The organism is Mesobacillus stamsii (genome assembly GCF_030814065.1).
GTDB lineage: Bacteria > Bacillota > Bacilli > Bacillales > Cytobacillaceae > Mesobacillus > Mesobacillus stamsii.
In genome coordinates this window covers 148,282-171,849 of the sequence record NZ_JAUSUN010000006.1, presented here as the reverse complement: position 1 = coordinate 171,849, position 23,568 = coordinate 148,282, and the positions used below count along the sequence as shown (strand labels likewise).

Sequence of the window (23,568 nt, the reverse complement as noted above, 5' to 3'; positions counted from 1 at the left end):
ACCTGCCAGTGTGCAGGTTCTTCTTTTTTTAAAAATTTTTGCTTCCTCTATTAACCTGTACCCCTCCTGTTCTTTTTCCTTTACAATAATAGTAATAGATTCACATGAAGGATGATGAGAGTGGACGTTACGATGAAAAAAGTTGTCGAGGCAAGTTATTTAACAGCTGATTCAGCTGCACATTACCGAACGATCTTACGTTATTTTTACCATCAGCATGAAAGAATGAGGGATTTCATTTCCCCTGAGGAACTTCTAGATTACCTTCGGACTATTCCAATGTTTGGCGATTATCAGGAAGAACAGCTGCATCAGCAGCTAGCCCAGCTTGTAAAATGGAACAACTTAATCGCACGGCAGGATATGACGAATGCAAAGACGGTTGAGGAATATAAGAAGAAGCGGTTTCGTTACCAATCAACACCTTATACAATTGAAATTGAGCGGATGCTGATTGTGCTTGAGAAGAAGGTAGGAGATACCTTCCAGGGATCGTTGGAACGGTCGCAGTTTGATCGATTGTTGCAGTCATTAGCAAACTTGCAGAAGGAATTAACAGGTGATCTGTCAAAAAAACCAGAAGAGTACCTCAGAATTTGGGAGGATGTATTCCGCTATTTCCAGACGATCCGAACAAGTACAGCCGACTATATCGCATACATTAATAGCGAACAAACAGACCAACGGATGCAAACAGAGGCTTTTCTGGTCTATAAAAATCAATTCACGACTTATTTACGGGATTTTATTGTTTCCTTACAAAATACCGCTTTGCAAATCAGGGAAAGACTGGATGAGCTGACTCTAGATAAAATGTCTGTCTTTTTCGAAAAGCTGATTGAACATCGACAATCCATTCCGAGGTTGGAGGATGTTCGTTCATCGGTTGAGGAATGGCGAATGGAGTATCTCGAATATTGGGATTCCTTAAGACAATGGTTCCTTGGATCAAGCTTACAGCAAAGTGAGTTAGATGTATTGCAATGGCAGACAAATGAAATGATCAGAAGAATGACTCGTTATGTACAGCGTATTGGCGAAAGACAGCAGCATTTCCGCAGCCGAAAAAATGATTATCTGCACTTGGCTAAGTGGTTCGTTAGCACGGACACGATAGCAGAGGCTCACAAATTATCTTCCGTTGTATTTGGTGCGATGACGATCAAGCATCTTCAGCTGGAAGAAGTTAGTACCGATAATATACATAGTGAAACATGGGAAGAAGATCCGGTGTTACTCCCACTCAAACCGCGGACGAATCGTTATCGAGAAAGGACGAAGCCGGGTTCGATGGTATCAAATACAGAGAGAAAACGTCAGCAAAGAGAGCAGTATTTAGCTGAGAGAAAACAAGAGAGGCTATTAATTGAAAGACATATCGACGAAGGCGTCATCAGGCTTTCAACGTTAGCTACAGTCGAGCCTTTTGTTAGAAAAGTGCTGTTAAGCTGGATTGGAAAATCGATGGCCAGCAAGGATGGAAGAGTAAAGACCGATTATGGCATGATCGTCAAGGTGTCGATTGATCGTGAAAAATCGATTCACCTTCATGCGGAAGACGGAACTTTACGGATGCCTGATGCGTTGTTCACCTTTGAAGGGGAAGGAGGATCCGGAGCATGAAGCCTGAGCAAACACTCGATTTCGATGAAAAAGCTATTCTTGGAATGGATCTTTTATTCCATCATTATTGGATCCTTCGCAGCGAACAGCCCGAATGGTATCAGCTTATCCGGGAACGTGAGAAGGTGCTGCGCCGTTATATCAATGAAAAATTCGGCTTGAGGCTGATCGTGCATCAGCATTTCATCAAATTAGAAAAGATCCCGGTTGAACCCGAAAGATGGATGGGGGTTACAGAATTTCAGGAACCGATGGATTATGCCATTTTCTGCTGTGCGCTTTCGTTTCTTGAAGGCAAATCGGTCGATGAGCAATTTCTGTTATCGGAATTGAGCCAGGAAATTCAAGCTGACTACCCGGGGGATCTTTCCCTTGACTGGACGATGTTCATACATCGTAAATCTTTGATTAGAGCAATCAAGGTGCTAATTGATTTCCAGCTGATCAGGACAATTGATGGCGACATCAGCAGGTATGATCATAATGAGGAGCAGGAGGTCTTATATGAAGCAACGGTTTATAGCCGTTATTTTATGAGAACCTATCCTGATGATTTTACCAGCTATCAGCACTGGGAAGAGCTTTTGCATGAAGATTGGCGGCTCAACCAGGAGGATGAACGGAGAAAACGAGTGTATCGGAAATTATTCTTTTCCCCTGGACTTCACCGGTTGGATCAGCAAGATCCTGATTTCCTCTACATCCGGAATTTCCGTAATAGGCTCTCAGAAGATATTGAGAATCATAGTGATTATAAACTGCATGTATACAAAAACACTGCATTTCTTTCGACTGATGCCTTAAGACAATACCGGCAGTTATATCCTGATTCCAAAGCTTCGACCGATTTGATCCTCCAAATCTCCAAACATCTTCATGATCATCCGGAGAAGTATAAGCCGCGAGAAAATGGGGAAATCATTTTGACGGAGGGGGAAATGGATGCGATCATCCTTGAACTGCGCGATCAATATGAGCGGGGATGGTCTAAATACTTTCGTGAAAAAGGCAATAGCAGTATTCGTGCGGAACTGGTCGAGGCTATGAAAGATTGGATGATGGCTGAGGTAGAAACAGAAAGTTCATTGATAAAAATAAAACCACTGCTGGGTGTTCTTGCTGGAACATTCCCGAGCGATTTTGAAGGGAGCGAGAAGGAATGAACAATACAAGGTGGATGATGAACCGAGCGGGATTGTTGAATTTTTGGTATTACGATGAAGAAGTATTCCATTTTGAAAAAGGCAAACTATTATTGCGTGGCTCGAATGGTTCTGGAAAATCGGTTACGATGCAAAGTTTTTTGCCTGTCTTGCTAGACGGAAAAAAATCTCCTGATCGGCTGGATCCATTTGGTTCCAAAGCGAGACGGATGGAGGATTATCTACTCGGAGAAAAGGAAGTCGTTGACCGAGATGAGCGAACTGGTTATTTGTTTATGGAATACAAAAAACAAGGTACGGAACAGTATATCACTACCGGGATTGGCATGCAGGCGAAGCGCAATAAGGGAATCAAGTCATGGTATTTTTTGTTGACCGATAATCGCAGAATTGGACATGATTTTCAGCTTGCCCAACAGCATACTGGTGAAAAAATCCCATTATCTGCAAAGGAATTAGAAAACCGGATTGGGCAGGGAGGGTACGTTGTTCATTCTCAGCGGGAGTATATGGAACTGGTCAATAAATATGTATTCGGATTCCAGTCAATCGATGCATATGAGGACTTGATCAAGCTTTTGATTCAGTTGCGAAGCCCAAAATTATCAAAGGACTTTAAACCGACGGTCATATATGAAATTCTCGAATCAGCTTTGCCGCCATTAACGGATGATGAGCTGCGCCACCTATCTGATACGATTGAAAGTATGGACCAGACTCAACAGCAGCTGGAGCAACTGCAAAGGGAAGCGGAATCCATCACAAGGCTGGAATCGGCGTATGACACCTATAATAAGTATATTTTGGCTGAACGGACACTGCAATGGGAGAAGGCTTTGCAAAAAAGCAAGAATGCAGAAGCCAAAATGAATGAGTACAATACACAGAAACAACAGCTAGAGCAGGACATAGTCAGACTAAGGGTAGAGCTTGGAAGAAGTCAACAGCAGAAGCAGGTGGCCGAACAAGAAAGTCACTCCCTTCAGCAGCATGAAGTCTGGTCGCTGGAAAGAAAGCGAACAGAGAAAGTAGAAGAATCTTCAGCAGCAGAAAAAGAAATTCTTAGTTTGACTAAGCGTATAGAAGACGTGAACCGGAAACTTCGTGACGAGTTACAGAAGAAGCAGGCCGCCGAAGATGAACTTTTTCGATATGCTGAAAAAGAAAAGGAACTATTAGGTGAACTTTTAATAGATAGCGATGCTAGTGGTTTTCTTCAGCACAATGTCAATGTGGCAGACTTCAACAGGACGAAGGAAAACGGATTTGATTTCACGGTTTGGCAAAAAGAAGCGAAAGGTCATCTGGCATTGATTGCTGAACTCGAAAAGCTGGCTGTTGAATCTGAAAGGTTAGGTCAAGAGCAAAACCGGCTGCAAAGGAATTCATCGGAAAAGAAGAAGGAATTGGACAGCCTGCAAAAGGACCTTGACCATTACCAAAACTGGTTTGAAGAAGAGCATCAAAAGCTCGAAAATGATGTGTTTCTTTGGATCGAAAATCACCCTAAACTATCTTATCCAAATGAGCTGCGTCAAGAAATTGCTCGTGCACTTCAAGGGTTATATGATAACAACCGCTTTGAAGTTGTTCGGTCCCAACTTTTTACTGCCATCCAAGCTTATGAAGCAGAGGTGAGGAAGGATGAAGCACTGACAAAGGACAGGATCGAGCAAAAAGAAAAAGCGATAACCGAGGCAGAGGCAGAACTTATCCGGATTAAGACCCAAAAGATGGTCGAACCCGCAAGATCTTCAGGAACGATGGAACAACGTGGCAAACTTAGCGAGGAAGGAGTTCGTTTCCTTCCGTTTTATAGCGCAATTGAATTCCAGGAGCATGTAACGGAACAGGAAAAAGAACGGCTTGAGGCTGCATTAATGAGAACAGGGATTTTAGACAGTCTGCTTACGGATGAACCAGTTTCTCCAAGGGAAGATGCTATTTTGATGCCTGAACCGCGATTAATGGGCTATACGCTAGCAGACTACTTGGTTCCTGACCTGGAGGATGATAGTTCCTTAACACCAGAGTTTGTTGACCAGGTGCTGCGTTCCATTCCCCTGCAAGCTGATGGGTCTGGCTTCCATATTGATGCTGACGGAACCTACTCCATTGGCTGTTTAGTAGGGCACGCTCCGATTGAGGGGCCTTCAAAATATATCGGCAGGACATCGAGGAAACGGCATCAGCGGGAGCTTATCCAACAGTGGATGGAAACGATTCAGGAGTTGAATGAGGAACTTGCGGACTTAAAGCAAGAGCTAGCAATCCTCGGGTCGGAACTAGTTTCGATTGAAATGTGGAAGCGAGAAATGCCAGAAGATGCGGTTTTGATGGATCTCCATGAGCAAATCTTAAATAAGCAGCATCAATTAAAGAATGAAAGAATCATGCTGAGCCGGATTGATGAAGAATGGAAGCTTGTGTATGACAAGTACACAGAAGTGAAGCGCACGATACGGGATAAGGGCATGCAGTTAAATATTTCCATGACATTGGAAGATCTAGGTGATGCACTTACTTCAGCACAAAGCTATATCGATTTTTTACATGAATTAAAAAATAATGATGTTAAGGTATTCGCAGCCAAAAAACATTTGCAAACGAATGTCCAACGGATTGCCGAGTTGGAAGAAGATCTTGATGTGTTAAATGGAGAACGGGGCCGAAAGGAAAGCCAGCGTGAAAAGATACTAGCGCTAATGGAATCGATCGACCTGCAGCTGCAATTGAAGGGGATCGATGAAGTAAGAAACAGGATACGTGAAGTCCAGAGGGTATTGAATGAAACGGAAGAAGCAATCGACCGAGTGCGGAGTGCTTTGCCTCAAAAAGAGTCAGACCTAGAACGCAACGAGGAAAAGCTCGCAGACAGCCAAAAAGATTTATTCTTTTGGAAGCAGATGAGTGAAGAATGGGGCAAAATGGTCGAAGAAGAAAAAAGAAGAAACTTCTTTCCGTTTGATGAAACAGCGGAATTCGGAAATATTTTGGAAAAGCATGAGCGATCTAAATTATCCGAATTGCTTACGAAGGTATTTATTAACGAGCAAGTACACTTAACGGAATACAGAATGTTTGAATATACCGAAGATGCTGAAATGCCGCTGTGGTTTGCTGAACCACAGGCCGATAAGTATGAGCCATTCATCAATGAGTGGCAGCAGCTAAAAGGCCGACGTCTGATTCAAATGGAATACCGCGGCCAGCGTGTCAGTCCTTATTATGTTTCTGCTGAGCTGAAAAAGGAGCTGGAGGAACAGCAGGGCTGGCTGGATGAACAGGATCGCAAATTGTATGAGGATATCATTTTAAACAGTGTCGGCATTATTTTAAGAAATCGGATTCAACGCGCACAGCAATGGGTGAAGGAAATGGATAAAATCATGGCAGATCGTGATAATTCTTCCGGACTGATCTTTTCCATTGCATGGAAGCCCCTGACGGCTGAATCTGAACAGGAATTGGATACAAAGGATTTGGTACAACTTTTACAGCGGAACAGCAAGTTTTTGAATGAAGAAGATCTCCAAAGAATTACGAAACACTTCCAATCACGAATCGGCAAAGCCAAGGAATTGATCCAGCTCAGAAATGAAGGTTCCACGCTGCATCAAGTTTTAAAAGAAGTACTCGACTACCGAAAATGGTTCACATTTGTGCTCTCGTTTAGCCGAGTGAATGAACCAAAGCGTGAGCTGTCAAATAATGCTTTCTTCAAGTTCAGTGGCGGTGAAAAAGCGATGGCAATGTACATTCCGTTATTTACCGCGGCTTACTCCCGATACAAGGAAGCAGGCGATATGGCTCCTTTCATCATCTCACTTGATGAAGCATTTGCTGGTGTGGATGAGAATAATATCCGTGACATGTTCGAGGTCGTCGAACAGCTTGGTTTCAATTACATCATGAATTCTCAAGCGTTATGGGGGGATTATGACACCATTTCCAGCCTGGCAATTTGCGAATTGGTACGGCCGAAAAATGCTGATTATGTCACGGTCATCCGCTATCAATGGGACGGAAAACAAAAGTCACTAGTCTTTGAGGAATCTATTGAGGAAATGATGATAAATGAATAGCAGATTTCGCGTTTTTAAGGAAGAACCGGGATTTATGAAGCTGTTCAGCTTGTTTCGTGACAAATACCGATCATTAGGCCGAAGTGGTGGATTCGTTAGCTTGAAAGGATTTGAGGAACCGGAGATCGAATCGATCGCCGGTTTCCTTGGCCTATCAGCTGCCGTCCTTCATGAAAAAGGCAGGATTGGTCTTGCCCAATTTGAAAATGAATTAGCGAACACCGGGTATTCTGATGTTAAGCTCATTGATCTGCTAGAAGCAATATTTGAAGAGCCACTGTTGTCTAAAAAAGAAGCAGCTGAAAAAATCCGGGGGCGGGAGAATGATTTTTTGGATTCTTTAAAAGAGGTTATGCCTAATGCAGATTGGTGGATTTCATGGCTCGGATCGAGAAGTTCCGATTCAAGATGGATTTGGTCTCTTTTTCATCAAAATGAACAGCAGCTTGCTGAAACAATGAAAAAAGTATTCTTTGCGTTTCAGTCATTGCCTGGTGAGGGACAATTCGAAAGGTTGCCGTTCTTTTCACAGAGGTCAACAGGCAATCCTCATTATTTTGATATCGCTAATATTGGCGGCAGATTACTGATTCATACACTTTCGGTCTATAAGAAAATAGCCGATCCAGAATTTCCCTTTCCAAAAAGCACGGAAGAAATCAATGATTTGCTTGCAGACTTTGGCTTACTAAGGGATGATCTTTGGAATTTTGTAACGGTAAACGGGTTCGTGGCATGGACACAGAAGGGGGTTCATCCTGTCTGGGAGGCAGCTGTCCAAACAGAAACAGTGTTAAATGTCCCAATGAAAGAACTCGGAAAGCTGGAAAAAATCCAACCTGCTTCCGGCAGCGCCGTTTGGATTGTCGAAAATTCCAGTGTTGCCTCGACGATAATGGATGCAGTACCCTACGCTCCCGTAGTATGCACACATGGACAGCTGCGTGCAGCAGGCTGGAGGCTTCTCGATAAATTGACCGCGGTCAATTGTACGTTGTTTTATTCCGGTGACCTTGATCCTGAAGGTATACTGATTGCCGACCGTTTAAAAAAAAGATACCAAAACCAGCTTGTATTGTGGAGAATGGACGCTACGGATTATGAAAAAAGTATTTCAGAAGAGGATGTTACCGAACGTATTTCAAAACTAGCAAGTGTTGATCCGCAAATTTGGAAGGAAATGATTCCTCTATTAACGGAAAAGAAAAAAGCGGGCTATCAGGAAGCGTTGGTGGATTTGCTGATCGGTGATATAAAGAAATACAGGGAATAAGCTTTGCTGTCGAAATCGTCCGAACTAGAGCCAAATTCGGACTGGTTTTGTCGGAAAAAGGGGAAAAGCTGTCCGAACTAGAGCAACTTCGGACAGTTTTTAACAAAAAAGCTTGCAAATAATGTTGATAGACTTTGTATTTTTCCTTTAATACCGACCATATAATAGGACTAACTTTCTGTAATAAGAGGTTTTTCGTTTATTGTAGGCGGATCTTGAGAGGTGGACCTCTTATTTATAGCTAATAAAAATATCATTCCGATGATACAAAGGGCACCTAGCCATTGAAAAATTCCAAATGGTTCTTTTAACCAAAAGACTGTCGTCAGTACGGCGGCTAGTGGTTCCATGCTGCCTAAGAGGCTTGATTCTTTCGGCTGCAGGCTTTGCAGGCTTTCGATATAGAACCAAAATGCAACCATTGTACCGAATAGGATGACGAAGATTAAATAAAGATAAGCTTCCAAATCTAGTGTTTCAATGTCTATTTGCCACGGTGGATGGATGAAGCCTAATGCAAAACCACCGATGATCATAGCCCATCCGACAACTACAAGCGAATCGTATTGTTTCAGTAACGGAACGGCATAAAGAGTATAAAATGCTAGTGCTATTCCAGATAAAACACCCCAAACAATAGCAGTTGCAGGCACTGATAATTGTGAAACGGACCCGTTCGTCAATAAAAAAAAGCTTCCCAAAAGCGCCAGAGTGACTGTCCACATGTCTGTTCGTGTGAAAACTGTCAGTTTGCGAAGAAGTAAGTATACAATGATCATAACTGGCGCCAGATACTGTAAGAGTGTCGCTACAGCAGCGTTTCCATGTTCAATGGAGGCCATATAGGTGTATTGAACGGATAACATACCAACTAAACCGAAGATGATAAAATGGAAGACAGTCTGGCGATTTTTCCAGACATCAAATATTTGGGAACGGTCCGCTCTAAAAAATTGAATTGCCAGTAGTAAAAAGCCCGCTATCAGCAGTCGGGTTGTAACCAACCAATTTACATCAATCTGATATTCGTCAAACAGCTTTTTTGCCACTGTTCCGCCGATCCCCCAAAATATCGCTCCCGTTATGACGAGGAAGATTCCCTTTCGCCTGTTCATCGATTCCCCCCCTTTTTCATGACAATAATTATAGTATATGACAGTTTCTATGATAAGTAGAGAAACTCACAAATAATACCTGAAAAAAAATACTATCTCAGAGAACCAATATTGCTTTTTACCCTCTACTATGAAAAAAGGATCAAAATTTGAGTTTCTTCAACATCTTTTGTATAATAGTAACAATGCGTATTTCGATCCTTTTATGTGACCCTCATGAAAACACGCCTTTTTGATTGATTTGATAACCCCTTATTATATCAAAAAGTCAGTTTTCGTGCTGGTTTCCCTTACCATTTTGTCTCTCTCTAAGAGGCTCTTTTATTGAATTATCAAGGATGTCACTTGGTGGTTCCCCCTTTATTTGCCTTTTCTAAACTTCCTGGCAATAAAATTCAATTAATGGTAAACCTATTTGTATGGACAATTTTACAAGAAAGAAGTGACTGGATGAATCCGATAGTAGAAGTGAGGAATGTTTCCAAGATTTTTGGGAAATCTCCTAAAGCATCAATTGATCTATTGAAGCAAGGAAAATCGAAAAAGGAAATTTTGAAACAGACAGGACAGACAGTTGGCGTTAATAATGTCAACTTCGAAATATACCCTGGAGAAATTTTTGTGATTATGGGTTTATCTGGAAGTGGGAAATCTACCTTAATCCGAATGTTCAACAGGCTTATTGATCCGACGATTGGGGAGATTTTTATTAACAATGAAGATATCGTCAAGATGAACAGTGCTCGATTAAGGGAAATCAGACAGAAGAAAATGAGCATGGTTTTTCAAAATTTCGCCTTGTTCCCACATAAAACGATTCGGGAGAATGCAGAGTATGGTCTAGAAATCAAGAAAGTACCCGTGGAAGAACGGCGAGAAAAAGCGATGAAAGCTTTGGAGAGTGTAGGCTTAAAAGGCTATGAAAACCAGCTTCCATCCCAGCTGAGCGGCGGCATGCAGCAGAGGGTTGGTCTTGCACGGGCGCTTGCCAGTGATACCGATATCATCTTAATGGATGAAGCCTTTAGCGCTCTTGACCCTTTAATCCGAAAAGACATGCAGGATGAATTGATTGAAATTCAAGAACAATACAAGAAAACCATTATTTTCATTACACATGACTTGGATGAGGCATTGCGGATCGGGGATCGAATTGCATTGATGAAGGACGGGAGCATCATTCAGCTTGGAACACCAGAACAAATTATGATGCAGCCTGCTAATGAATTTGTCGAAAAATTCGTTGAGGATGTTGATTTATCCAAAGTTTTAACAGCTTCACATGTTATGAAACGGGCGGAAAGAATCAGTGTTGACAGAGGTCCGCGGGTTGCTCTTGAAATTATGCGGAACCAAGGGTATTCCAGCATATTTGTTGTCGACCGCCATCGAAAACTGCTTGGGGCTTTGACCGCAGAGCAAGCCCGGCAGGCCATCGACCAGAACCTATCAATTTCTGCCGTAATGACAACTGAAATTCCAACGGTTACGGAGGATACATTATTGGCCGATCTTATGGATACGATGGCAACATCAAGTTTTCCAATCTCTGTAATTGATGAAGAAAAAAGAATGAAAGGAATCATCATCAGAGGTGCAGTCATAGGTGCTTTAGCCGGCAATAAAGATTCACTGAACGAAATGGAGGGAGACTTGACATGAATTTACCCAAAATCCCTCTTGGAAGTTGGATCGATTCCTTTGTGGAATGGATTACTATAGCATTTGCTGGTTTATTTTCCTTTATTACTGCGACAATCGATGGGTTATTGAACCTTATCGTTAATGTAGTAGGCGCAGGACCCCCGATTGTTTTCATCATCGTTCTTGCCTTATTGTTGGCCTATACAAGCAGATGGCAATTGGGAATCTTTACGTTTGTCAGCTTGTTATTGATAAATAATTTGGGATACTGGGAATCAGCGTTACAAACACTGGCGATTGTTCTGGTGTCGGGATTTCTGACAATCCTAATTGGGATCCCATTAGGAATTTGGAGTGCTCAAAATAAAACAGTGCAAAGAATTGTTATGCCGATTCTGGACTTCATGCAAACAATGCCTGCATTCGTATATTTGATTCCCTCCATTCTGTTTTTTGGAATCGGAGTTGTGCCGGGGATTATTGCTTCGTTTATTTTCGCAATTGCTCCAACCATCCGCATGACCAATCTTGGGATTCGCGAAGTTCCTAATGATCTGATTGAGGCGTCGGATGCCTTTGGTTCGACAAGCAGCCAAAAATTGTTCAAAGTCCAAATGCCATTGGCCACTCCAACCATTTTAGCTGGGGTTAACCAGAGCATCATGCTCGCTTTGTCGATGGTCGTTACGGCGTCGTTAGTTGGAGCACCTGGTCTTGGTGCAGATGTTTACCGGGCCGTCAGCCAAATAAACGTTGGTCAAGGGTTTGAAGCAGGGATATCGATTGTCTTTATTGCAATCATCCTCGATCGCCTGACGCAAAATCTGCGCAAGCCGGCATACGGCCATATCATTAAAGGGAAGTATGTTTTTTCTATTATCGTCGCACTTATCGTTGGAACCCTTGTTGTACAAGGCCTTGCCACTGAAAAGGATTTACCGGGAGATCCAAAGGCAATCGGTGGACAAACCAATTATGAAATAATCGGGATTGAACCTGGAGCAGGAATCATGAAACAGGCGAACAGCTCGATAACGGAATATGGACTGGATAATTGGAAGCTTGTAGAAGGATCTTCAGCAGCGATGATTGCAGAATTAAAGAAAGCCTATGAAAACAAGCAGCCAATCATCATCACCGGCTGGTCACCTCATTGGATGTTTTCAAAGTTTGATCTAAAGTATCTTGATGACCCGAAAGGTGTATTTGGCGGGGCCGAAGAAATCCATACTATCGTCAGGAAAGGCCTTGAACAAGATGCTCCAGGTGCTTATAAAATCCTTGATCAATTTTCCTGGGAGACGGGCGATATGGAAGCAGTGATGGTCTATATCGAAGAAGGAATGTCTCCAAGTGAAGCTGCTGAAAAATGGATTGCTGAAAATCAAGAGAAAGTATCTAAATGGACAAATGGTGCCGACAAGGGAAATGGCAAAAAAATGAACCTTGTCTATGTGGCTTGGGATACAGAAATCGCCAGTACGAACGTCATCGGCAAGGTTCTTGAACAGTATGGCTACGATGTCTCCCTCAGCCAGGTTGAAGTTGGTCCGATGTATGCCGGTGTTGCGAACGGCAGTTCCGATGCACTCGTTGGAGCTTGGCTGCCAAGTACCCATGAAGAATATTTTAATACCTACAAGAACGATTTCGTCGATCTCGGACTCAATCTAAAAGGAACAAAAAATGGCTTAGTCGTTCCAAAATATGTAGAAATTAATTCCATTGAAGAGTTAAAATAGCCTTGCAAGCAGGGGACAGTTCTAATTGACTGTCCTCTTTTTTATTGGTTTAAGGGGGCAATCAATCGCGAATTTATTTGCTTATACGGAAATAGAAGGAAAATGTCGAAATTTATTCCAAAAGTTTTATGATAATGATTGACAAAATCAGACAGAAAACTCAAAATAAAATTAGAGTAAAATTTTGGAGTTTTCGAACTTACCTCATGTGAAGCAGAAGGAACACACTTAGACCAAGGGTGACCTCTGCTTTTTTCATTTTCTAACGGAGGGATTATATGAATTTTATCGCTCACATTCGTGAAAGTGACAAAACGATTCAAACTGTTGAAGAACATTTGTTGGCAGCTAAAGAGTTAGCAGAAACATATGGAGAAAAGCTAGGGGTAAAGCATTTAACTGGTTTAGCTGGAATGCTGCATGACCTTGGTAAATACTCGAATGAATTTAGAGAATACATATTACAAGCAGTTAATAATCCTGCAGCACCTCCTAAACGTGGAAGCGTTGACCACTCAACGGCAGGAGGGAAATTATTATACGAATTGTTTCACAAAGATAATATTTCAAGATATAAGGGAGTTGTTGCTGAGATTGTCGGTAATGCCATCCTGTCGCATCACTCGTATTTGCAAGATTTTTTGAATCCGGAATTGGAATCTAATTATTTAAGTAGAGTACGCGATAAGGATTTAAAAGACTTTGAAATAACAAAGAAACTATTTTTTGAAAACGTTATCAGTGAGCAAGATTTTCATCATTTTGTGAATAAAGCAGCAATTGAATTAGAAGCGTTTTTGGCAAAAGAAAGTTCGGAAAACACTGAAAAACAATTAATGTTTTTAACAAAATTTATTTTTAGTTCGTTGATTGATGCAGACCGTACGAATACGAGACAATTTGAGGGAAATCGAACCAATGAAAAAACCATTGATCATGAAAAACTATTTTCTGTGTATTACGAGAAAGTTATCAATAAAATCAATACGTTCAAAAACGACTCTAACGCTGATCACCCTATTAATGTTTTAAGAACTGAGATGTCAGACCAATGTGATGTATTTGCGGAGAAACCATCAGGGATTTATACATTATCAATACCAACAGGCGGGGGAAAAACATTAGCAAGTTTACGTTATGCACTAAAACACGCCAAACTTTTCAATAAAAAAAGGATTATTTACATTGTTCCCTACACCACTATTATTGAACAAAATGCGCAAGAAGTTCGAGATATTTTACATGATTCAGGAAATATATTGGAACATCATTCCAATATAATTGAAAACGAAAATGAGAACGATGAATTGCAAGACGGGTTTATGAGTGTTCAGCAAAAATTAAAAATCGCAAAAGATAATTGGGATTCTCCCATTATTTTTACTACGATGGTTCAATTTTTGAATGTTTTTTATGCAAAAGGAAGCAGAAACATAAGGAGGTTACACAATTTAGCTGAATCGGTAATTATTTTTGACGAGGTACAGAAAGTTCCAATATCCTGTGTTTCTTTATTTAATCAGGCTTTGAATTTTTTAAAAACATATGCACAGTCTAGTATTGTTTTATGTACTGCAACTCAACCAGCGTTGGATTTTGTGGAAAATAAGTTAGAAATAAATCCGGATGCTGAGATTATTGGTCATCTTGATCAAGTAATTGAAGCTTTTAGGCGAGTAGAGATTATCGACTTGGCAACAAATCAAACCTTTACTAATGAAAAATTAGCAGATTTTATTGAGGCTAAAATGGAAGACGTCCAAAGTGTTTTAATTATATTAAATACAAAGACTGTCGTTAAAAACTTATACACAATTTTAAAGGAAAGGAATATCCAGGCTTCTGCTTATCATTTAAGTACTTCCATGTGTGCAGCACATCGAAATAATATATTAATTAAAGTTAAAGATGACCTTCTTTCCAAGAATAAAATCATTTGTATCAGTACCCAGCTAATTGAAGCTGGAGTCGATGTGAGTTTTGAATGTGTCATTCGCTCCTTAGCTGGTTTGGATTCTATTGCCCAAGCTGCTGGACGATGCAATCGACATGGAGAAAAAGATATTCAAAATGTTTATGTTATTGATCATGAGGAGGAAAACTTAAAACATTTAAAGGAAATTAGCGTGGGCAAACAGATATCAAAAAAAATTTTAGTCGATCTAAACCAAGATGCTTCAAATCATGGCGGACATATTCTATCAAAGCTCGCAATGGAAAGGTATTTTAAAGAATTTTACACTAAGTTTTCATCCGACTTAAATTATTTTATTCCTGGTTTGAATAAAACGATGACCGAATTATTGACGGCTAATAAAAATAAAAGCGGATTTTATCAAGCTTACAAGGCGAGGAATGGAGGCGTTCCTCCGTTATTTCTTGTCAACAGCTATAAAACGGCAGCAGAGCATTTTCAAGTTATTGAAGATTTGACAACATCTGTGATTGTACCTTTTGAAGATGGCAAAGAGATCATCGCAAATCTAAACAGTGATGGTTCCATTGATGATCTTACTCGATTACTACGCAAAGCCCAGCATTATACAATCAATCTTTTTAAATATGAACTGGACCAACTATCTAAAAATGATGGATTAGTGAGTTATTTGGATGGGAAAATTTTTGTGTTAAAAGCAGGAGCTTATGACAGAGAATTTGGACTTAATTTAGAAAACGATAGTCAGTTACCTTTGGAATATATTTGAAAAGCCTATCTATAGATAGGCTTTAACAAATAATATACTATATATTTCAATCCGCGCTAAGAAGAAAGCGACAACTTAATTATATCATATTAAAGAAAGTTTACAAAAAGTTCATATAATATATCATTTACATTTTTCTCAAAGAGGAGTATTGTTTAATTATAAAAAATATTTAGAATTTTTGGAGGTGAAATGATGAGAAATATGATTGAATTCGAAGTCTATGGAAAATATGCCTTATTCACAGATCCTTTAACAAAGATGGGGGGAGAAAAACTATCCTATCAAATCCCGACTTACCAGGCACTTAAAGGAATTGTAGAATCAATTTATTGGAAGCCTACGTTACTGATGGTTGTGGATGAAGTAAGGATAATGAATCCGATCCAAATGGAATCTAAAGGTATTCGTCCCATTGAATATGGGGGAGGAAATACACTAGCAAATTATACTTACCTAAAGGATGCTCGTTATCAAGTACGCGCACATTTTATCTTTAATCCATATCGACCAGACATGGCATTTGATCGAAACGAAAACAAACATTTTAATATCCTGAAACGATCTCTCCGAGCTGGAGGGAGAAGAGATGTTTTCTTAGGAACAAGGGAATGTCAAGCATATGTAGAACCTTGTGTTTTTGGCGAGGGGGAAGGTTTCTATGACCAAGGAGAAATCCATTATGGAACGATGATACATGGGATTAACTACCCTGATGAAACGGGAAGAAATGAAATGGAAGTTCGACTGTGGAATCCGGTGATGAAAGAGGGAATTATCAAGTTTCCACATCCAGACCAATGCACTTTAATAAGAAAAATTACAGAAATGCATCCAAAGAATTTCACAACTATCCAATCAGCAGACGAGCTTTTGAGTCAATTAGAGGAGGGAGGGAATAAATGAGTTGGTTATTAAACTTATATGAAACGTACGAATCAAATTTTGATCGAGTAGGAGTAGTTGAAAAGAAATCGAATGATCGAGAATTTACACTTTTGCCAATTTCTCATACAACACAAAATGCACATATTGAGGTAACGATCACAGAAGATGGAACTTTTCATTCCGCAAGGATACTAGATAAAAATGAAATGAACACATTAATTCCATGCACTGAAGGATCCGCAAATCGAGCAGGATCAAAAATTGCTCCTTATCCACTTCATGATAAGTTAAGTTATGTGGCAGGTGATTTTGTTGCATACGGTGGCAAAATAAAAAAAGAGGAACCCTTTACATACTATATCGCACAATTAAAAGAATGGGCAGAATCGCCGTATGCAGTATCAAAAGTGAAAAGTATTTATAACTATGTATCAAAAAGAACTTTAATTAAAGATTTAGTTGATTCGAAGATATTATTTCTCGATGGCAGTGGCTATTTAATCGAAACATGGGATAAAAAGTATGAGTCCACCTACGCAGAAAAGCCAGCTATTTTTTCCGTTGTAACTGGTGGGCAGGAAAGTGCTTTTATTCGATTTACTGTTTATTCTTCTAAAAAACTTTTAACAGAAGTTTGGAAGGATCAAGAAATGTATAATTCGTTCATTCGTTTTTATCAAGATTTATTAGGGGATAAAGATCTTTGTTATATAACAGGAAATTTTTTGCCTAGCACGGATAAACACGCCAATAAAATACGTAATTCGGGTGATAAAGCAAAGCTAATTTCAGCTAACGATACAAGCGGTTTCACATTTAGGGGGCGCTTTAATAAAAGTTCTGAAGTGGCAAGTATCAGTTATGAAGTGTCTCAAAAAGCACATAATGCGTTAAAATGGTTGATTAATCGCCAAGGGAAAGTGATTGATCAGCGGGTATTTCTTGTTTGGGGCAATGATGATCTTTCTATTCCTAATGTCACCGAAGATACTTTTTCAATTGATCCTGTGCCAATAGAAAGAGAAAAGATATCTCATACAAATCAAGAGTTTGCCAGAGAAATCGCGAAAGCTTTCGATGGGCACAAAAATAATTTAACGCTAAAATCAGAGGTTAATGTTTTATTACTTGATTCTGCCACTACAGGTCGATTAGCTGTATTATACTACCGTAATTTACACAAAGAGCTTTATTTAGAGAGGCTGAAAAACTGGCATTCTACTTGTGCTTGGATTCATCGCTACCGTAAAAATGACAATGGTGAATACGTCCATTTTTTTGGAGCACCGGCAACAAAAGACATTGCGTTTGCAGCATACGGACCAAAAGCTAACGAGAAGATTGTGAAAGGATTAATGGAGCGACTGCTACCCTGCATTATTGATAATAAAGTTATTCCATTAGACATTGTTAAAAACGCAATGAATCGGTCCTCCAATCCTGTATCAATGGAGAAATGGGAGTGGGAAAAAACGTTAAGTATTACTTGTGCATTGATTAATAAAATGGAGGGGTACAATGTGACATTGGACAAGGAAAATAAGGAACGGGATTATTTATTTGGTAGGTTGTTAGCGATTGCAGATGTACTAGAAAGAAGAGCTTTAGGGCCTGATGAAAACCGTTCAAGCAATGCAATTCGATATATGAACTCTTTTTCAAAAAGTCCTGCAAGAACATGGAAAACAATTCAAGAAAGTCTGCAGCCATATCAAGCAAGACTAGGTACAAAATCTCGATATTTATCCAGCCTTATAGATGAGGTAGCTTCCCAAATTGATTATGCAGATTTTAATAATAAACCATTATCAGGAAAATATTTATTAGGGTTTTATAGTCAACGGCATGAGTTGTATCAGAAAAAAGAAAATATAGAATAATAAAAAGGAGAATGAAAAAATGACAATTTTAGATCACAAAGTTGATTTTTCTGTAGTTTTGTCTGTAACAAAAGCGAATCCAAATGGAGATCCGCTTAATGGTAACCGTCCACGGCAAAATTATGATGGCCATGGTGAAATTTCAGATGTTGCCATAAAACGAAAAATCAGAAATCGTTTGCAAGACATGGGAGAATCTATTTTTGTACAATCAAATGACCGGTGTGTAGACGATTTTAAAAGCTTAAGAGAAAGAGCTGAATCAAACCCGGAATTATTGAAACTGTTAAAATCAAAAACTTCTACCAATGATGAATTTGCAAAAATTGCTTGCAATGAATGGATTGATGTAAGAAGTTTTGGACAGGTTTTTGCTTTTAAAGCTTCTGGTAGTGGAAGTGCGGTTTCAGTAGGTGTAAGGGGGCCGGTTTCTATCCATACTGCAACCAGTATTGATCCGATTGATATTACTAGTATGCAGATAACGAAAAGTGTCAATTCAGAACCTGGAAAAGAAAAAGGATCAGATACAATGGGTATGAAACATCGGGTGGATTTTGGGTTATATGTTTTTTACGGTAGTATTAACACACAGCTTGCTGAAAAAACGGGTTTTACAAATGAAGATGCAGAAAAAATCAAACAAGCTCTTGTTACACTTTTTGAAAATGATACATCTGCTGCAAGACCGGATGGAAGTATGGAAGTACACAAGCTAATTTGGTGGGAACATAATTCAAAGCTTGGTCAATATTCGTCAGCAAAAGTTCATCGTTCTATAAAAATTGAATCTAAAATGGACGAGCCGAGATCTTTTGATGATTACTCTATCGCAGTTGAGCATTTGGAAGGTTTAGAAGCTGAGATCATCGATGGTTTATGATGAAGAAAATGATTATTTGATGCTGTCAGGAATTCAACATTTTCAATTTTGCAAACGACAATGGGCGCTAATCCATATAGAGCAGCAGTGGGAAGAAAATGTTCGGACGGTAGAAGGACAGCATCTTCATCAAAAAGCGGATCAGCCATTTATTCGAGAAAAACGCGGGGATAAACTTATTGTTCGAGCGATGCCAGTTAGGTCGAACGAGCTAAAGATAACTGGAGTTTGCGATGTTGTTGAATTTATTCGAGATGAAAAAGGCGTTGAAATTAGCGGTTCAGAAGGAAAATATACCGCGTTTCCTATTGAGTACAAACGTGGGAAACCCAAATTGGACGATTCAGATGTCTTGCAGTTAACGGCACAAGCGATTTGTATTGAGGAAATGCTCTGTTGTGAGGTTAATCTGGGCTATATGTTTTATAATGAAATTAAACACAGAGTCAAAGTGCCATTAACGGAAAAATACAAATTGAAAGTAAAGACAATCGCTGCAGAAATGCATGAATATTATGATCGAAGGCATACGCCGAAAGTGAAAACAGGTTCATTTTGTAAAAATTGTTCCCTTCAAAATATTTGTTTACCGAAGTTAATGAATAAACAGTCTGTGAAAAGTTTTATTGATGGGAAGATCAATGAATGAAAAAATTATTAAACACGTTATTTATAACACAACCAGACGTTTACTTATCATTAGATGGGGATAATATTGTTCTTCTTAAAGAAAAAGAACAGTTAGGCAGGCTTCCTCTTCACAATTTAGAGGCAATCAACTCTTTTGGATATACTGGCGCTAGTCCGGCATTAATGGGTTACTGTGCTGAGAAAAACATTTCTATCGTTTTTTTTACGATGAACGGCAGATTTCTTGCAAGAGTCATAGGGAAAAGTAGAGAAAATGTTGTATTAAGAAAGAAACAATACCGAATATCTGATGATGAAGTAGTTTCTGCTAAAGTGGCGCGAAATTTTATTGTTGGGAAAATTTTCAATCATAAATGGATTCTTGAAAGAATAACGAGAGACTATCCGTTGCGAGTAGATGTGTCCCAATTCAAAGAGGTTTCAAAACAGTTGTCGGAGATAATTATTCAAGTTAGAAACTGTGAAGATTTAGAAAGGCTAAGAGGCCTTGAAGGACAAGCAGCCATTAGTTATAACAAAGTATTTAATCAAATGATTTTGCAGCAAAAAGAAGATTTCTCTTTTCAATTCCGTTCTCGTAGGCCACCTACTGATAATGTGAACGCCATGCTATCATTTGCTTATACTTTATTATCAAATGACATGGCGGCTGCTTTAGAAGGTGTAGGACTTGATGCCTATGTTGGTTTTTTACATCGAGACCGTCCGGGTAGAGCTTCTTTAGCATTAGATCTTATGGAAGAGCTTCGCGGTGTCTATGCTGATCGGTTTGTTCTATCATTAATCAATAAAAAAATTGTTAGTAAAGATGATTTTCATCAAAAAGAGAATGGGGCTGTTATAATGACAGACGATGCCAGAAAAAGGTTTTTAGGAGCTTGGCAATCCAGAAAACAGGAAAAAATTACGCATCCCTATCTTGGTGAAAAAATCTCCTGGGGATTAGTACCTCATGTGCAATCATTATTATTAGCCCGTTTTTTACGGGGTGACTTAGATGAGTACCCACCTTTTTTATGGAAGTAGGTGGATATTTTGTTAGTACTAATCACTTATGATGTCAGCACAATTAGTAATACTGGTCAAAAGAGACTACGAAAAGTTTCAAAAATATGTCAAAATTATGGACAACGAGTCCAGAATTCCGTTTTTGAATGTGTTGTCGATTCAACCCAATTCGCAGCTTTAAAAATTGAACTTGCGAATGTTATCGACAAAGAGAAGGATAGTCTTAGGTTTTATCAATTAGGCAATAATTACAAAAATAAAGTGGAACATTTAGGTATAAAAGAGTCGGTGGATGTAGAAGGTCCATTAATTTTTTAAGTGCGAATGGGAAGCGAACATGATTAGCTAAGGGGATTCGCACCTAAAATAACTGTTTGTTCTCCCGTTATTTGTAAAATATGTTTATGTCCTCTAATATTTTGGAGGAAATAGTGTGTTTTTGATCAAAATCCTCCCATAAATTAGGAGTCTATGGCCAAAAATCGCTGTCGCACCCTGTACGGGTGCGTGGATTGAAATTTTCCCTTTAATCATAGCTCCACTTGAAAATGCAGTCGCACCCTGTACGGGTGCGTGGATTGAAATTTGATTATGTGATTACCAGAAGCTCCATTATGTGTCGCACCCTGTACGGGTGCGTGGATTGAAATTCCAATGATATTATTTTGAGCATAACTACCACACTGTCGCACCCTGTACGGGTGCGTGGATTGAAATGGGAAACGTTTCCGTCTTGGCTTCCAATTGCTTCGTCGCACCCTGTACGGGTGCGTGGATTGAAATAATATTGCGTTTGCTTGATTGGCGTATTGGCTTAGTCGCACCCTGTACGGGTGCGTGGATTGAAATTAGTTTAACCGCATCTAATTCGTTTATTGCTGCTGTCGCACCCTGTACGGGTGCGTGGATTGAAATATCCAGTTTTTTGTCAATTGTGTCAACTGGTGCTAAGTCGCACCCTGTACGGGTGCGTGGATTGAAATAAAACAGAAATATCTGGAAATGCTTCTTTAATCGTCGCACCCTGTACGGGTGCGTGGATTGAAATGGTAACATACTAGGCTCTGCATCGAATATGTTCGTCGCACCCTGTACGGGTGCGTGGATTGAAATTTCAAACTCAATCCATACATAGTCGCCTTTCCTCGTCGCACCCTGTACGGGTGCGTGGATTGAAATTTACCAGTAATCTCAACTTTGAAGTTGAAATCACGTCGCACCCTGTACGGGTGCGTGGATTGAAATCCTTTCAGCAGTTTCACCCACGAAATCTTGACGTTGTCGCACCCTGTACGGGTGCGTGGATTGAAATTTCTGCTTGCTATCCGCTAACATAGTATGTAACGCGTCGCACCCTGTACGGGTGCGTGGATTGAAATTTTCCATGCTCTATACTCTGCTTTCAAGTCACGGTCGCACCCTGTACGGGTGCGTGGATTGAAATGGATCACACGAATTTTTAGAATCAATCCTAATCAGTCGCACCCTGTACGGGTGCGTGGATTGAAATCTTCGAACGTCTGGAGAGAGTCGCTGTACCAACGTTGTCGCACCCTGTACGGGTGCGTGGATTGAAATTCGATCTTTTATTTTATTGGCTAAACTATCGTCCGTCGCACCCTGTACGGGTGCGTGGATTGAAATTTAATATTGTTCGTGTGGGTATATCTGTCCCATGTCGCACCCTGTACGGGTGCGTGGATTGAAATCAAAATCCTAATTGATAGCCTGTAGTAAATTCTAGTCGCACCCTGTACGGGTGCGTGGATTGAAATTTTATCTAATATTAGTAATGTTATGGATCACTATTGTCGCACCCTGTACGGGTGCGTGGATTGAAATCCAACAATATGGAATCAGGCTGGAGACCAATAATTGTCGCACCCTGTACGGGTGCGTGGATTGAAATCACCTGATCTGTGATTTGGTATTGTCATTGAACCCGTCGCACCCTGTACGGGTGCGTGGATTGAAATCCATTACCAATTGTCGGTAGATTCATATACCGACATCGCACCCGTATAGAGTGCGAGGATTGAAGTGAAGAATCAGATACTATGGTATCTGATTCCGATGTTTGGCATTGTGTTCGTGTCTTTTGTTCTAGGTGAGGTGCTATTGAATTCTTGACGGTTCCTTATTTATGAAGGCTCACTATTGGTTAATCGCTTGTCGATTGTCAAAGACTTCTATTATTCCGATTAATTAAGTAATTAATGAATTAAAGGTTCTTGCAGGTGTGACTTTTGCTATACTCCATTGAGTAATCTATATGCTATGTTAATAGTGTTAAATACGTCATAAAGGAGTTTTTTTATGAGTTGTGGATGTTCTCAATTGAAGGATGGCAAAGCCATTGTCGACCATGTGAAAAGCAAAGGAAAAGAAAAAAATAAGCCGCGCATTGCCCATCAAATCGCCTGTGAATGCGGTGAAATGTTCACGATGGAAACGGTGATCACTAATTGCCCTAGCTGCGGCATGACATACGGCGTTACCCCGTGCAGTTCCGGGGATATCAATAAAGTGAAAGCAGCAGGAGTTCTGTATGCTTAATCATAACCACCCTTCCAAAGGGTGGTTTGCACAAAGGCTATAAGCCTATATTACCGGCCAGCGTCTAAAGGCGCTGGCTTTCATATAGAGCATTCAAGCCTCATTGCCTTTGCCTCTTTTGCATACCCCTTAAAGGAGTTCTTGTATTACTTGCCACCCTTAAAAGGGTCTTCGTATTCTTTCACACTTAATTTATCGAGAGCAATATCATGCTTTTCTTGCTCCTGTAAATACTTCCTTATTGTGGCCTCATTGAGTCCAACTGTACTAACATAATATCCTTCAGCCCAAAAATGACGATTTCCAAACTTGTATTTTAAATTTGCATGCTTATCAAACATACTTAAGATCT

Annotated in this window: 15 protein-coding genes, 1 pseudogene and 1 CRISPR repeat array; of the genes and pseudogenes, 14 read left to right on the top strand and 2 right to left on the bottom strand. The window is 39.9% G+C overall.

What is annotated here, in order from left to right; genetic code table 11:
- The first annotated feature begins 132 nt into the window (after positions 1 to 132).
- The 4 genes from J2S25_RS07320 to J2S25_RS07305 are packed head-to-tail and all read left to right on the top strand — an operon-like array spanning position 133 to position 8,144.
- A complete protein-coding gene (locus J2S25_RS07320) occupies positions 133 to 1,623 on the top strand; it encodes a TIGR02677 family protein (protein ID WP_431305956.1) in 1,491 nt (496 codons plus the stop codon).
- On the top strand, positions 1,620 to 2,786 hold the full coding sequence (locus tag J2S25_RS07315) for a TIGR02678 family protein (RefSeq protein WP_044390812.1): 1,167 nt from the start codon (positions 1,620 to 1,622) through the stop codon (positions 2,784 to 2,786). Before J2S25_RS07320 ends, J2S25_RS07315 begins: the two co-directional genes overlap by 4 nt.
- Complete coding sequence (locus J2S25_RS07310) at positions 2,783 to 6,871, top strand: TIGR02680 family protein (RefSeq protein ID WP_307191580.1); 4,089 nt, start codon at positions 2,783 to 2,785, stop codon at positions 6,869 to 6,871. The genes J2S25_RS07315 and J2S25_RS07310 overlap by 4 nt, the downstream gene beginning before the upstream one ends.
- Positions 6,864 to 8,144, top strand: a complete 1,281-nt coding sequence (locus J2S25_RS07305; RefSeq protein WP_307191579.1) for a TIGR02679 family protein — start codon at positions 6,864 to 6,866, stop codon at positions 8,142 to 8,144. The genes J2S25_RS07310 and J2S25_RS07305 overlap by 8 nt, the downstream gene beginning before the upstream one ends.
- Positions 8,145 to 8,314: 170 nt before the next feature.
- Here J2S25_RS07305 and J2S25_RS07300 read toward each other — a convergent pair whose 3' ends face one another.
- A complete protein-coding gene (locus J2S25_RS07300; protein WP_307191578.1) occupies positions 8,315 to 9,259 on the bottom strand; it encodes an EamA family transporter in 945 nt (314 codons plus the stop codon).
- A 450-nt stretch (positions 9,260 to 9,709) separates the two neighbouring features.
- Between J2S25_RS07300 and J2S25_RS07295 the strand changes: the two genes are divergently transcribed.
- The 10 genes from J2S25_RS07295 (at position 9,710) to J2S25_RS07250 (ending at position 23,216) form a co-directional block, all read left to right on the top strand.
- Complete coding sequence (locus J2S25_RS07295; protein WP_044390830.1) at positions 9,710 to 10,921, top strand: quaternary amine ABC transporter ATP-binding protein; 1,212 nt, start codon at positions 9,710 to 9,712, stop codon at positions 10,919 to 10,921.
- Positions 10,918 to 12,645, top strand: coding sequence for a glycine betaine ABC transporter substrate-binding protein (locus J2S25_RS07290; protein WP_307191577.1), 1,728 nt, complete (start codon positions 10,918 to 10,920; stop codon positions 12,643 to 12,645). The genes J2S25_RS07295 and J2S25_RS07290 overlap by 4 nt, the downstream gene beginning before the upstream one ends.
- A 278-nt stretch (positions 12,646 to 12,923) precedes the next feature.
- A complete protein-coding gene (locus tag J2S25_RS07285; RefSeq protein ID WP_044390818.1) occupies positions 12,924 to 15,350 on the top strand; it encodes a CRISPR-associated helicase/endonuclease Cas3 in 2,427 nt (808 codons plus the stop codon).
- Positions 15,351 to 15,545: 195 nt separating this feature from the next.
- Positions 15,546 to 16,256, top strand: coding sequence for a type I-C CRISPR-associated protein Cas5c (gene cas5c / locus J2S25_RS07280; RefSeq protein WP_307191599.1), 711 nt, complete (start codon positions 15,546 to 15,548; stop codon positions 16,254 to 16,256).
- A complete protein-coding gene (gene cas8c, locus J2S25_RS07275; RefSeq protein ID WP_307191576.1) occupies positions 16,253 to 18,118 on the top strand; it encodes a type I-C CRISPR-associated protein Cas8c/Csd1 in 1,866 nt (621 codons plus the stop codon). Before cas5c ends, cas8c begins: the two co-directional genes overlap by 4 nt.
- Positions 18,119 to 18,137: 19 nt before the next feature.
- Complete coding sequence (gene cas7c / locus J2S25_RS07270) at positions 18,138 to 19,001, top strand: type I-C CRISPR-associated protein Cas7/Csd2 (RefSeq protein ID WP_044390822.1); 864 nt, start codon at positions 18,138 to 18,140, stop codon at positions 18,999 to 19,001.
- Positions 18,991 to 19,650 (top strand): CRISPR-associated protein Cas4, encoded by a 660-nt coding sequence (gene cas4 / locus J2S25_RS07265; RefSeq protein ID WP_307191575.1) that lies wholly within the window; start codon positions 18,991 to 18,993, stop codon positions 19,648 to 19,650. Before cas7c ends, cas4 begins: the two co-directional genes overlap by 11 nt.
- Positions 19,647 to 20,678: a type I-C CRISPR-associated endonuclease Cas1c gene (gene cas1c, locus J2S25_RS07260; protein ID WP_307191574.1), complete on the top strand. Its 1,032-nt coding sequence runs from the start codon at positions 19,647 to 19,649 to the stop codon at positions 20,676 to 20,678. Before cas4 ends, cas1c begins: the two co-directional genes overlap by 4 nt.
- A gap of 9 nt (positions 20,679 to 20,687) precedes the next feature.
- The gene (gene cas2 / locus J2S25_RS07255) at positions 20,688 to 20,978 is read left to right on the top strand and encodes a CRISPR-associated endonuclease Cas2 (protein WP_044390826.1); all 291 of its coding nucleotides are present in this window, start codon (positions 20,688 to 20,690) and stop codon (positions 20,976 to 20,978) included.
- Positions 20,979 to 21,147: 169 nt separating this feature from the next.
- Positions 21,148 to 22,636: direct repeats of the CRISPR family, unit length 32 nt; unit sequence GTCGCACCCTGTACGGGTGCGTGGATTGAAAT.
- Positions 22,637 to 22,976: 340 nt separating this feature from the next.
- Positions 22,977 to 23,216, top strand: coding sequence for a hypothetical protein (locus J2S25_RS07250; RefSeq protein ID WP_044392162.1), 240 nt, complete (start codon positions 22,977 to 22,979; stop codon positions 23,214 to 23,216).
- 146 nt (positions 23,217 to 23,362) lie between these two features.
- Here J2S25_RS07250 and J2S25_RS07245 read toward each other — a convergent pair.
- Positions 23,363 to 23,563 (bottom strand): annotated as a pseudogene (locus J2S25_RS07245) (transposase); the annotation flags it as partial.
- Between the last annotated feature and the right edge of the window lie 5 nt (positions 23,564 to 23,568).

Bases quoted from the DNA above. Each gene is read 5' to 3' on its own strand.
- J2S25_RS07320 (WP_431305956.1), top strand. From the start codon at position 133: ATGAAAAAAGTTGTCGAGGCAAGTTATTTAACAGCTGATTCAGCTGCA.
- J2S25_RS07315 (WP_044390812.1), top strand. From the start codon at position 1,620: ATGAAGCCTGAGCAAACACTCGATTTCGATGAAAAAGCTATTCTTGGA.
- J2S25_RS07310 (WP_307191580.1), top strand. From the start codon at position 2,783: ATGAACAATACAAGGTGGATGATGAACCGAGCGGGATTGTTGAATTTT.
- J2S25_RS07305 (WP_307191579.1), top strand. From the start codon at position 6,864: ATGAATAGCAGATTTCGCGTTTTTAAGGAAGAACCGGGATTTATGAAG.
- J2S25_RS07300 (WP_307191578.1), bottom strand. From the start codon at position 9,259: ATGAACAGGCGAAAGGGAATCTTCCTCGTCATAACGGGAGCGATATTT.
- J2S25_RS07295 (WP_044390830.1), top strand. From the start codon at position 9,710: ATGAATCCGATAGTAGAAGTGAGGAATGTTTCCAAGATTTTTGGGAAA.
- J2S25_RS07290 (WP_307191577.1), top strand. From the start codon at position 10,918: ATGAATTTACCCAAAATCCCTCTTGGAAGTTGGATCGATTCCTTTGTG.
- J2S25_RS07285 (WP_044390818.1), top strand. From the start codon at position 12,924: ATGAATTTTATCGCTCACATTCGTGAAAGTGACAAAACGATTCAAACT.
- cas5c (WP_307191599.1), top strand. From the start codon at position 15,546: ATGAGAAATATGATTGAATTCGAAGTCTATGGAAAATATGCCTTATTC.
- cas8c (WP_307191576.1), top strand. From the start codon at position 16,253: ATGAGTTGGTTATTAAACTTATATGAAACGTACGAATCAAATTTTGAT.
- cas7c (WP_044390822.1), top strand. From the start codon at position 18,138: ATGACAATTTTAGATCACAAAGTTGATTTTTCTGTAGTTTTGTCTGTA.
- cas4 (WP_307191575.1), top strand. From the start codon at position 18,991: ATGGTTTATGATGAAGAAAATGATTATTTGATGCTGTCAGGAATTCAA.
- cas1c (WP_307191574.1), top strand. From the start codon at position 19,647: ATGAAAAAATTATTAAACACGTTATTTATAACACAACCAGACGTTTAC.
- J2S25_RS07250 (WP_044392162.1), top strand. From the start codon at position 22,977: ATGAGTTGTGGATGTTCTCAATTGAAGGATGGCAAAGCCATTGTCGAC.